Genomic DNA, 11645 nt, shown 5'->3' with positions numbered 1-11645 from the left:
ATCACTCCTGGCTGGTGGGAGACGGACGAGCACGCGCCCGTTGGGGTGCGTCTTGCAAACAAACCAGTGACCGGGAAACCGGAAACAGTAGGGGCGAACACATGCACAGCTTCACCAAAATCCTGGCGCGCGGGCTGCTCGCCGCCGCCCTCCTGGGCAGCGTTTCGAGCGCGGCCCTGGCCGAGATGGTGCTCAACCGCGGCAACGGCTCCGAGCCGGAGACGCTGGATGTCCACAAATCCTCGGGCGTGCCCGAATCCTTCATCCAGATGGACCTCTTCGAGGGCCTTCTGATGGCCGACGCCAAGGGCGAGCCGGTTCCCGGCCAGGCCGAGAGCTACACCGTCTCCGACGACGGCCTCACCTACACCTTCAAGCTGCGCCAGAGCGCCAAGTGGTCGGACGGCACCCCGGTGACCGCCGACGACTGGGTGTTCTCGATGCGCCGGCTGATCGACCCGAAGACGGCCAGCGACTACGGCTACTTCCTCGACCAGGTGGTCAATGCCCGCGACATCCGCGAAGGCAAGGACGGCAAGAAGCTCGAGGACATGGGCGTCAAGGCGATCGACGACCACACCCTCGAGGTCAAGCTGGTGGCGCCGACCCCGTACTTCCTGTCGTCGCTGCTGCACCACTCGACCCACCCGATCAGCAAGGCCAATTACGAGAAGTTCGGCGACGAGTTCGTCAAGCCGGGCAACATGGTCTCGAACGGGGCCTACATGCTGGCCGAGGCGGTGCCGCAGGGCTACGTCAAGGTGGTCAAGAACCCGAACTACTGGGACGCGGCCAACGTCAAGATCGACACGGTCATGTTCTACCCGACCGAGGACATCGACGCCGAGCTGCAGCGCTTCAAGGCCGGCGAGCTCGACATGACCTATGAGCTGCCGAGCCAGCAGATCCCGACCCTGCGCAAGGAAATCCCGGACCAGATCCACATCACGCCGTATTTCGGCACCTACTTCTACGCCTTCAACCTCACCAAGGAGCCGTGGAAGAGCAACGCCGACCTGCGGCGCGCCCTGTATCTGGCGATCGACCGCGACACGCTGATCAAGCATGTGACCCAGGCCGACCAGCTGCCGGCCTACAGCTTCGTGCCGCCGGGCACCGACAACTATCCGGGCTTCGAGCCCGATGCGGCGAAGATGACCCAGGCCGAGCGTGACGCCCAGGCGAAGGAGCTGTTCGTCAAGGCCGGCTACGGCCCGGACAAGCCGCTGAAGCTGGAGATCACCTACAACACCAGCGAGAACCACAAGAAGGTGGCGGTCGCCATCGCCGCAATGTGGAAGAAGACGCTGGGCGTCGACGTCGCCCTGCAGAACCAGGAATGGGGCACCTTCCAGGAGACCCGCGACAAGAAGCAGTTCCCGGACATCGCCCGCCACGGCTGGATCGGCGATTACAACGACGCCAACAACTTCCTCGAGCTGGAGACCCAGTACATCGGCGAGCAGAACACGTCGGACTACAACAATCCGAAGTTCGACGAGCTGATGAAGAAGGCCGGCCTCGAGACCGATCTCGCGAAGCGCGGCGAGCTGATGGTCGAGGGCGAGAAGATGATGATCCAGGATCTGCCGATCATCCCGATCTACTTCTACACCACCAAGCATGCCGTTTCGCCCGCGGTGAAGGGCTGGCAGGACAACGTGCAGGACTACCACCTGTCGCGCTGGCTGTCCGTCGAGCGGTAAAGACCGGTTCCGTGACGATGCCCGCTCCCCGGTTCGCGCCGGTGGGCGGGCATCGCCCTTTTCACCCCCACGACATGTCCGGCATTCGGACGGGGGCAGGGATTTGAAACGATGCTGACCTATGCCGTGCGCCGCATCCTCGGCGCCATACCGACCATCCTCGTGATCATCGGGATCGCGTTCTTCATGATCCGGCTGGCGCCCGGCGGCCCCTTCGCCAACGACCGGCCGCTGCCGATCGAGATCAAGCGGAATCTCGAGAAGGCCTATCATCTCGACGAACCGCTCTACATGCAGTTCGGCCGCTATATGGGCAATGTCCTGCAGGGCGATTTCGGGCCGTCGTTCAAATACAAGGACTATTCGGTCAACGACCTGATCTATCAGGGCTTTCCCTATTCGCTGCAGCTCGGCCTGATCGCGATCGTGATCGCCGCCTTCTTCGGCATCCTGTTCGGCACCATCGCCGCGCTGAAGCAGAACACGCCCGGCGACTACGGCGCCATGGCGATCGCCATGGTCGGCATCACCATCCCGAATTTCGTCGTGGCGCCGCTGCTGATTCTGATCTTCGCCGTGACCTGGAGGATTCTGCCCGCGGGCGGCATCGCCGGCGGCTGGACCTCCTTCATCCTGCCGATCATCGCGCTGTCCCTGCCGCCCACCGCCTATATCGCGCGGCTGACCCGGGCCAGCATGATCGAGGTGCTGCGCTCGAACTTCATCCGCACCGCCCGCGCCAAGGGCCTGCCGGAGCGGATCACCATCGTCCGCCACACGCTGAAGGCCGGGCTCCTGCCGGTCGTGTCCTATCTCGGCCCCGCCACCGCCGGCATCATCACCGGCTCGGTCGTGATCGAGCAGATCTTCGGCATTCCCGGCATCGGCCGCTACTTCGTGCAGGCCTCGCTGAACCGCGACTACACGCTGGTGATGGGCACGGTGATCTTCTTCGCCGTGCTGATCATCCTGTTCAATCTCATGGTCGACCTGCTGTACGGCGCGCTCGACCCGCGCGTGCGCTACGATTGAGGACGCGGCGATGACCGACGCCACCATCGGAACCCTTCCGCCCCCCGTCGCCAAGCCGATCAAGGGCCGCAGCCTGTGGCAGGACGCCTGGCGGCGCCTGCGCGGCAACAAGGCCGCCATCGCCAGCGTGGCGATGCTCGCGATCATCGCGATCGCCTGCCTCGTCGGGCCTTATCTCCTGCCCTGGGGGCTGGACGAGGTCGACTACACCGCCTTCACCGCGGCGCCGAGCTTCGCGGCCTCGGCCGACGGCACGGCCGCGCATTATTTCGGCACCGAGGCCAACGGCCGCGACCTGCTGGTCCGCACCCTCTATGGCGGCCAGATCTCGCTGATGGTCGGCATCGTCGGCACCCTGGTCAGCCTGGTGATCGGCGTGGCCTACGGCGCCACCTCCGGCTTCCTGGGCGGCCGGGTCGACAGCATGATGATGCGCGTCGTCGACGTGCTGTATTCGCTGCCGTTCATGTTCTTCGTGATCCTGCTGATGGTGTTCTTCGGCCGGCACATCTTCCTGATCTTCGTCGCCATCGGCGCGGTGAACTGGCTGGACATGGCGCGCATCGTCCGCGGACAGACCCTGTCGATCAAGCGCAAGGAGTACATCGAGGCGGCCCATGCCTGCGGCGTGTCGAGTTGGGGCATCATCCGCAAGCATGTGATCCCGAACACGCTCGGCCCGGTCATCGTCTACATGTCGCTGACCGTGCCGCAGGTGATCCTGCTGGAGAGCTTCCTGTCCTTCCTCGGCCTCGGGGTGCAGGAGCCGATGACGAGTTGGGGCGTGCTGATCTCGGAAGGCGCCCGCAGCATGACCATCGCCTGGTGGATGCTGGTGTTCCCGGCCGTGTTCCTGGCCGTCACCCTGTTCTGCCTCAACTTCATCGGCGACGGGCTGCGCGACGCCCTCGACCCGCGCGATCGCTGAGCCCCAAGGCCTCCGAACAATGACCGCAACACTCGTGACCACCCCGACCCCGATGACCGGCACCGTGGCCTCCCCCGCCGCCCAGGCCGAGACCATCCTGGCGATCCGCAACCTCGTGACCCGGTTCAAGACCGGCGACGGCATGGTCGCCGCGGTGAACGGCATCTCGCTCGACATCGCCGCCGGCGAAACCATCGGCATCGTCGGCGAATCCGGCTCGGGCAAGAGCCAGCTGTTCATGTCGGTGATGGGTCTGCTGGCCTCGAACGGCCGCGCCACCGGCAGCGTGCAGTACCGCGGCCAGGAGATCCTGGGCCTGCCGCCGGCCAAGCTGAACCGCTTCCGCGGCTCGAAGATGTCGATGATCTTCCAGGACCCGATGACGTCGCTGAACCCCTATCTGCCGATCTCCCGGCAGATGACCGAGGTGCTGGTGCAGCACAAGGGGATGAACCAGGGCCAGGCGCTGAAGCGCTCGATCGAGATGCTGGACCTGGTCCGCATCCCGGAGGGCAAGCGCCGCATCGGCATGTATCCGCATGAATTCTCCGGCGGCATGCGGCAGCGCGTGATGATCGCCATGGCCCTCCTGTGCCAGCCCGACCTGCTGATCGCGGACGAGCCGACCACCGCGCTGGACGTCACCGTCCAGGCCCAGATCCTGGACCTGATGCGCGACCTGAAGCGCGAGTTCAACACCTCGATCGTGCTGATCACCCACGATCTCGGCGTCATCGCCGGCCTCGCCGACCGGGTGATGGTGATGTATGCCGGCAACGTGATCGAGACCGGGTCGGTGCGGGACATCTTCTACAACCCGCAGCACCCCTATACCGAGGGGCTGCTGCAGAGCATGCCGCGGCTGAACTCCGACCGGCATGCCGAGCTGCCGTCGATCGGCGGCCAGCCGCCGAACCTGCAGGATCTGCCGCCCGGCTGCAACTTCCAGCCGCGCTGCCGCTACGCCCATGCCCGCTGCCTGGTGGAAGAGCCGGTGCTGCGCCCTTGTGGCGACGGCCTCCAGACGGGCGACGTGCGGCGGGCCAAGGCCTGCCACCTGGCCCAGCTGCCCCTGACCGAGGCCGATCGCGCCGTCATCGACGCCGATCGCGCCGCCCGGACCCGTCATTGAGGCCCGCGCCATGACTGACACCCAGCAGCCGGACGGCAAGACCATCCTCTCGGTGCGCGAGCTGCGCGTGCATTTCTCGATGCCGAAGCGGCACATGTGGTCGAGCCATCGCGACAGCCTGAAGGCGGTCGACGGCATCAGCTTCGACCTCAAGGCCGGCGAGACCCTGGGCATCGTCGGCGAATCCGGCTGCGGCAAGTCGACCCTCGGGCGCGCCGTGCTGCAGCTGATCCCGCCGACCGCGGGCCAGGTGGTGTGGATGGGCGAGAACATCGCCAATCTCGACAGCCACGCGATGCGCGAGAAGCGGCAGGACCTGCAGATCATCTTCCAGGACCCGCTGGCCTCGCTGAACCCGCGCATGACCGTGGGCGAGATCATCGGCGAGCCGCTCGACGTGTTCGAGGGCAAGCTGAGCAAGAAGGCGCGACGGGCCAAGGTCGAGGAGATCATGGGCCTGGTCGGGCTGCGGCCGGAGATGATCAACCGCTACCCGCACGAATTCTCCGGCGGCCAGGCGCAGCGCATCGGCATCGCCCGGGCGATGATCCTGAACCCGAAGCTGATCGTGTGCGACGAGCCGGTCTCGGCCCTCGACGTCTCGATCCAGAGCCAGATCGTCAACCTGCTGATGCGGCTGCAGCGCCAGTTCGGCCTGTCGCTGATCTTCATCAGCCACGACCTGTCGGTGGTGCGCCACATCAGCCACCGGATCATGGTGCTGTATCTCGGCAAGCTGGCCGAGATCGCCGACCGCGACGACATCTACGACAATCCGCGCCACCCCTACACCCAGGCGCTGATCTCGGCGGTGCCGCTGCCCGATCCGGACGCCGAGCGCAGCAAGAAGCGGATCGTGCTGACCGGCGACCTGCCGAGCCCGCTGAACCCGCCCACCGGCTGCTATTTCCGCACCCGCTGTCCGAAGGCGCAGGATCTGTGCGCCCAGGTGGCGCCGCAGCTGACCGAGGTCGGCAGCCCCGGCCATCAGGCCGCCTGCCACTTCTGGGACACCCCGACCCCGGCCCGACGCGACGAGGCGGCGTAAACTTGCGTTGCCTCTCCCGCTTGCGGGAGAGGTCGGAGACGCGAAGCGGCTCCGGGTGAGGGGAGTTTGTCGAGGCCTGGGCCAGCCCTCACCCGGTCGTCCTGCGGACGCCCGACCTCTCCCGCCAGGCGGGAGAGGCAACACGCTATACCCACGGGCTTGTGCCTCTTTGCCCTTCCCGCTGTAATCGGGCCATCCCAGCAGCGGAGCCGCGCATGACCGACATCCCGGTGATCGACCTGACCCCGCTGCGGCTCGGCGGGGCGGAAGGGCTGCGGGGCGTGGCCGGCGCCCTCGGCGAAGCCTGCCGCGGAGTCGGATTCTTCGCCGTCACCGGTCATGGCATCGACCCGGCCCTGACCGGCGGGGTCTTCGCCGCGGCCCGGGATTTCTTCGGCCGGCCGGCGGCCGAGAAGGCGGCGCTGTCGATCACCCGGTCGCCGCACAATCGCGGCTATGTCGGCGTCGGCACCGAGACGCTGGACGAGACCAAGCCGACCGACCTGAAGGAGGCCTTCAACATCGGCCTCGACCTGCCGGCGGACCACCCCGAGGTGGTCGCGGGCAAACCGTTCCGCGGCGTCAACCTGTGGCCGGAGATCGCCGGCTGGCGCGAGACCATGCTGGCCTATTTCGACGCGGCCTGGCGCCTGGGCCGGCTGCTGCATCGCGGCTTCGCCGTCGATCTCGGCCTCGACCCGGAGCATTTCGAGAGCCGGCTCGACGCGCCGATGGCCATCCTGCGGCTGCTGCACTACCCGCCGCGGCCCGGCACGGTGGCGCCGGGCCAGATGGGGGCCGGCACCCACACCGATTACGGCAACGTCACCATCCTGGCGACCGATGGCGTGGCCGGGCTGCAGGTGCGCCGGCGGGACGGGGTGTGGCTGGACCCGCCGCCGGTGCCCGGCGGCTTCCTGTGCAACATCGGCGACTGCCTGATGCGCTGGACCAACGACGTCTACGTCTCGACGCCGCACCGCGTGCGGCCGCCGGAGCAGGAGCGGTACTCGGTCGCCTTCTTCCTCGACCCCAACCCGGAGGCGCTGGTCGAGGCGCTGCCCGGCTGCGTCACGGCCGACCGGCCGGCCCGCTATCCGCCGGTGCTGGGTGCCGACTATCTGCGCTCGCGCCTCGACGCCACCTACGCCCATCGCGCGCCGGGCGGCAGCGCATAAAAAAAGGGCGCCGGAAACCGGCGCCCTTCAAACTTGGTTCTGAAGGATCAGGCGGCCGCGGCCACCAAGGCGGCGACGGTCGTGAAGTGCTCGACCACCGAACCCTTGAACGCGGCCATGTCGAGGTCGTCGCGGGCGGTGATCAGGTTGCCGTCGACCACCACGGTGTCGTCGGCCAGCTTGGCGCCGGCGGCCTCGAGGGTCTCGCGGACGGCGTCGTTGGCGACCACGGTGCGGCCCTGGAGCCGCTCGGACAGCGCCAGCAGCTGCGGCGCGACGCCGAGGGCGGCGATCGGCTTGCCGGCATCGGTGAAGCCGCGGAGGATGCGCTTGGTGTGCGGGTTGGCGGCCAGCTTGGCCACGCCGCGCTCACCGCCCGGGATCAGGACGGCGTCGAAATCCGCGGCCAGCGCGTTCGACAGCGGCACGTCGACGGCGAAGTAGTGACCCCACGCCTTCTCATGCCAGCCATTGACCAGCCCCTGCTCGGTCGAGACGATCTTCAGGGTGGCACCGGCGGCGAGCAGGGCCCGCTGCGGCTCGGTCATCTGGACTTCCTCGAACCCGTTCGACACGAGGATGGCGATCGTCTTGCCGGCGAGAGGCTTGTCGTTCTGCATGTATTATTCTCCCTTGCTGAAGCCGGTCCCGGCGGATCCCCTCCGGACCCACATGGTGGCCTGACGGACGCGCACGAGGCGCCGTCCTGCGCTGCAGACCGCGTATCGCGGGGCAGCGGCGAAACCATGCCGGGATGGTGATTGAATTCGATCGTAGAAGTGGCGGTGGGGACGTCGAAAGTCAATGCCGGAGACCCATCGCATGGGTGCATTGCACAATGCTGGGGCTCGGTCCGCTTCCGGAACCATCGGCCCGACGCAAGATCGCCGCCCCGGAAGGCGGCGGCAAGCAGAAGCAGAACCGCCGCCCGAAGGGCGGCGGTTCGAGTTTCAACGTTCGGTGAGGCGCCGGTCTTGAGTGCCGGCGCTCGCGGATCACCGCGACGAAATGGTCGGTGTCAGGCCGGCAGACCGGAGGTTGCCGACGTCGCCCGATCCGACGCACGTCCCATCAGGGCCGCCGCGGAGATCAAGGTCACCGGAGCGCTAGACATCGGATCACCTCCTTTCGTTTGTTGCACCTGCGATAAAGGTCGGGCGAATGGCCGGTCCTGTCAAGCCCGCCCGTCAGTTCGCCAAGCCAGCCGCGATATTGACCGCCAGCGCCAGGATCACGGCGTTGAAAAAGAAGGACAGGATGCCGTGGCCGAGGGTCAGCCGGCGCATGGTGGAATCGGTCACCTGCACGTCCGACACCTGGGCCGTCATGCCGACGACGAAGGAATAGTAGAGGAAGTCCCACACGCCCGGCTCCTCGTCGCCCGGGAACTCCAGCCCGCGCGCATCCTGGCGCTTGCCGCGCTCGACGCCCGCCTTGCCGTAGTAGAGATGGGCGTAGCGGAAGGCGAAGACCGTGTGCAGCGTGGCCCAGCCCAGCGCCACGCCGGCGACCGCCAGGACCAGGTGCTGCGGCGCCGGCCCCTCCGCCTGGTTCAGCAGGCTGAAGATCGAGGCCACGCCGAGGCCGGCCGCGATCATCGTGATCAGCACGATCAGCGGCAGGCCCTCGTCGTCGATATCGGCGCGATGCCGGAAGGACTCGGCCGTCGCATGCCGGGCCAGGACCGCCGTCCAGGCGAGATACAGGCCGAAGAAGGCGTCGCCGGCGATCACGACGGCGATCGGCCCGCTGGCGCTGCCGCCCAGGGCGAACCAGAGCACCACGCCGAGCAGCGCGCCGGAATAGAAGCGGGTGTGGTGCCGCAGATGGTTGCGGATCGGGCCGAACAGGGCAGCCTCCCTTCGCAGGATCGCTTCCGCGAGGAAGGCATTCCCGCGCGCGGCTGTCCAGAGCCGACGCCGACAGGCGCTCAGCCGAAACGCTTGGCCAGCCGCGCCAGGGCTTCGTCCAGCACCGAATCCTGCTTGGCGAAGCAGAAGCGGACGACGGTCGACAGCGGAGACTCGGCATAGAAGGCCGAGACCGGGATGGCGGCGACGCCGACCTCCTCGATCAGGTGCCGGCAGAAGGCCTGGTCGTCGCCGTTGAAGCCGGTCGAGCCGATGTCGAGGTTGACGAAATAGGTGCCGTCGCAGGGCAGCGCCGCCAGCCCGAGCCGCTGCAGCCCGGCGGCGAAGCGGTCGCGCTTGCCCTGCAGCTCGGCGACGACGCCGTCATAATAGTCGTCGCCCTTCGCGAGGCCGTAGGCCACGGCGGCCTGCAGGTTCGGCGGCGTGGTGAAGGTCAGGAACTGGTGCGCCTTACCCAGCAGCATCGCCAGCGCCGGCGCCGCGGTGACATAGCCGACCTTCCAGCCGGTCAGCGAGAAGGTCTTGCCGGCCGAGCCGATCTTCAGGCAGCGCTCGCGCATGCCGGGCCGGGCGATCAGCGGCTGGTGCCGCCGGCCATCGAACACCAGATGCTCGTAGACCTCGTCGCAGATGACGTAGGCGTCGGTGCCCTCGACGAACTCGGCCAGGAGGTCGAGCTCGGCCGCCCCGAACACCTTGGCCGCCGGGTTCAGCGGGTTGTTGAACAGCACCGCCTTGGTCCGCGGCGAGAAGGCCCGGGCCAGGGCCGCCCGGTCGAAGGACCAGTCCGGCGGTGTCAGATGGACGAATTTCGGTACGCCGCCGGCGCGGCGGACCAGCGGCAGATAGGCGTCGTAGAGCGGCTCGAACAGCACCACCTCGTCGCCCGGCTCGATCAGCGCGAACAGCGCCGCCGCCAGCGCCTCGGTGGCGCCGGAGGTGACCACGACCTCGCTGTCGGGGTCGACCTCGAGCCCGTAGAAGCGCTTGTCATGCGCCGCCACGGCCTGGCGCAGCTCGGGCAGGCCGAGCATCGGCGGGTACTGGTTCCAGCCGTCGGTGACGGCGGTGGCCGCAACCCGCAGCACGTCCTCAGGCCCCTTCCCGTCCGGGAAGCCCTGGCCGAGATTGACCGCGCCATGCTGCCGCGCCAGCCGGGACATGACCTCGAACACCGTGGTGCCGAGGCCAGAGAAGATGGCGTTTCCGGGCTTCATCCTGGGGCTCAGGCCGCCGGTGTCAGTGCCGGGTTGCCGGGGAGTCCTCGAACTCCTCGTCCTCCGGCCCCTCCTCGACCACGTCCAGCATCTCCTCGAACCGGTCGAGCAGGTCGGAATAATCGCGGTTGGCGCGCAGGAACTTGCGGAACGCCTTGTCGTTGCGGATGTCCGCGTCGAACCAGGCATCGGCGGCGCGCTGATGCTCCGGATGGGCCGAGAGGTGGTAGAAGGCGGCCTGCTCGACGGCGACGATCTCACCCTCGTCCAGCAGCTCCAGCACCGCGCCGACATAGGTCGGCAGGCCGGTCAGGAAGGCGATCTCATTGGCGGCGGCGGCCAGCTCATCCTCGTCCAGCGGCTCGTCCGGCGCCTCGCCGGCGGCGGCCGCGGCGGCCTGGGCCGCCTCCTCCATCTTGCGGATCTCGTCGCGCAGCGCGGCGAAGTCGCTGTCGTCGCCGATCAGCGCCTCGTTCGGCGTGCCGCCGATCGCCGCCTCGATCGCCAGCAGCGTGTCGAGCAGCTTGCGCTTGCGCACCACCCAATTGGCACCGCTGCGGACCTCCTCGGCGATCGACCGCAGCCGCTCCTGCTCCTCCGGCGCCATGTCGGCGAGCAGCGATGTTTCGGGCTTGGCTATCGCAGTCACGGCTCTCGTCCTGTCTGTCTCTCCGTCGCGCCCCAGCGGCGCGGGCGCACCGTAACACAAGCCACTTGGCACAGCAGCCCCGCCGATGGCGAAGCTTGACCCCTGTCCGCCACATGCCTATCTGGATCGCGCCATGGCCAAGCTCCCGATCCTGATCGCCCCTGATTCCCGTCTCAAGACCAAGGCGAAGCCGGTCACCGCGGTGGATGACCGCATCCGCCAGCTGACCGACGACATGCTGGAGACGATGTATGCCGCGCCGGGCATCGGCCTGGCCGCGCCGCAGATCGGCGTGCTGGAGCGGATCATCGTCATCGACATCGCCGGCAAGGACGAGCCGCCGACGCCGCTGCGCCTGATCAACCCGGAGATCACCTGGGCGTCGGAGGATCTGCAGACAGCCGAGGAGGGCTGCCTGTCGCTGCCCGAGCAATGGGCCGAGGTGGTGCGCCCGGCCGAGGTGAAGTTCCGCTACCTGGACGAGGCCGGCGCGCCGCAGGAGACGCACGCGACCGGCCTCCTGGCCACCTGCGTGCAGCACGAGATCGACCATCTGAACGGCGTGCTGTTCGTCGACCACATCTCGGCGCTGCGCCGGAACATGATCCTGCGCAAGGTCCAGAAGTGGAAGAAGGACCACGCGTCGTAACGGCGCGGTCCTCTCACAGACCCACTCCTAATTCCTTTTTCTGTCATTGCCGGGCTTGACCCGGCAATCCAGGGCCACCCAGAGCGGCATCGACATTTCTGGATGCCCGGGTCAAGACCCTATGGGGAGTGGATAGCGACCGCGCCTGTGAGAGGTTGAGGTTGCTGAACCAACCCTGGAGGCGATGATGCAGAGTCCCGAAGGCCAGAGCACGACGGCCGCTATCCGGTTTGAT

General features: G+C 67.6%; 11 protein-coding genes. 7 read left to right on the top strand and 4 right to left on the bottom strand.

From position 1 onward, the window contains the following. The first annotated feature begins 101 nt into the window (after window positions 1-101). From ACTOWL_RS26030 to ACTOWL_RS26005, 6 genes are all read left to right on the top strand, one after another. On the top strand, window positions 102-1706 hold the full coding sequence (locus ACTOWL_RS26030; RefSeq protein ID WP_441324198.1) for a peptide ABC transporter substrate-binding protein: 1605 nt from the start codon (window positions 102-104) through the stop codon (window positions 1704-1706). 111 nt (window positions 1707-1817) lie between these two features. Continuing rightward, window positions 1818-2738 carry an oligopeptide ABC transporter permease OppB gene (gene oppB, locus ACTOWL_RS26025; protein WP_441324197.1) on the top strand — a complete coding sequence of 307 codons (921 nt, stop codon included), beginning with the start codon at window positions 1818-1820 and terminating at the stop codon, window positions 2736-2738. A gap of 10 nt (window positions 2739-2748) precedes the next feature. Continuing rightward, on the top strand, window positions 2749-3666 hold the full coding sequence (locus ACTOWL_RS26020; protein WP_441324196.1) for an ABC transporter permease subunit: 918 nt from the start codon (window positions 2749-2751) through the stop codon (window positions 3664-3666). Between the two features lie 19 nt (window positions 3667-3685). After that, on the top strand, window positions 3686-4798 hold the full coding sequence (locus ACTOWL_RS26015; RefSeq protein ID WP_441324195.1) for an ABC transporter ATP-binding protein: 1113 nt from the start codon (window positions 3686-3688) through the stop codon (window positions 4796-4798). A gap of 10 nt (window positions 4799-4808) precedes the next feature. Next, complete coding sequence (locus tag ACTOWL_RS26010) at window positions 4809-5846, top strand: ABC transporter ATP-binding protein (RefSeq protein WP_441324194.1); 1038 nt, start codon at window positions 4809-4811, stop codon at window positions 5844-5846. Window positions 5847-6061: 215 nt separating this feature from the next. Further along, window positions 6062-7024, top strand: coding sequence for an isopenicillin N synthase family dioxygenase (locus ACTOWL_RS26005; protein WP_441324193.1), 963 nt, complete (start codon window positions 6062-6064; stop codon window positions 7022-7024). Between the two features lie 47 nt (window positions 7025-7071). Here the strand turns inward: ACTOWL_RS26005 and ACTOWL_RS26000 are convergent, their stop codons facing one another. The 4 genes from ACTOWL_RS26000 to ACTOWL_RS25985 form a co-directional block, all read right to left on the bottom strand. Next, complete coding sequence (locus ACTOWL_RS26000) at window positions 7072-7644, bottom strand: DJ-1/PfpI family protein (protein WP_441324192.1); 573 nt, start codon at window positions 7642-7644, stop codon at window positions 7072-7074. A 567-nt stretch (window positions 7645-8211) separates the two neighbouring features. Further along, window positions 8212-8808 (bottom strand): DUF1345 domain-containing protein, encoded by a 597-nt coding sequence (locus tag ACTOWL_RS25995; RefSeq protein WP_441324191.1) that lies wholly within the window; start codon window positions 8806-8808, stop codon window positions 8212-8214. Between the two features lie 146 nt (window positions 8809-8954). Next, a complete protein-coding gene (locus ACTOWL_RS25990; protein ID WP_441324190.1) occupies window positions 8955-10112 on the bottom strand; it encodes an aminotransferase in 1158 nt (385 codons plus the stop codon). Window positions 10113-10134: 22 nt separating this feature from the next. Further along, window positions 10135-10761: a hypothetical protein gene (locus ACTOWL_RS25985; RefSeq protein WP_441324189.1), complete on the bottom strand. Its 627-nt coding sequence runs from the start codon at window positions 10759-10761 to the stop codon at window positions 10135-10137. Between the two features lie 133 nt (window positions 10762-10894). Here ACTOWL_RS25985 and def point away from each other — a divergent pair, with 133 nt between their 5' ends. Then, window positions 10895-11410, top strand: coding sequence for a peptide deformylase (gene def, locus ACTOWL_RS25980; RefSeq protein WP_441324188.1), 516 nt, complete (start codon window positions 10895-10897; stop codon window positions 11408-11410). Window positions 11411-11645: the final 235 nt, after the last annotated feature.

Source organism: Inquilinus sp. CA228, assembly GCF_052078665.1.
Taxonomy (GTDB): Bacteria; Pseudomonadota; Alphaproteobacteria; order DSM-16000; family Inquilinaceae; genus Inquilinus.
The sequence above is the reverse complement of the archived record's forward strand: the minus strand, read 5'-3'. Positions and strand labels throughout refer to the sequence as shown.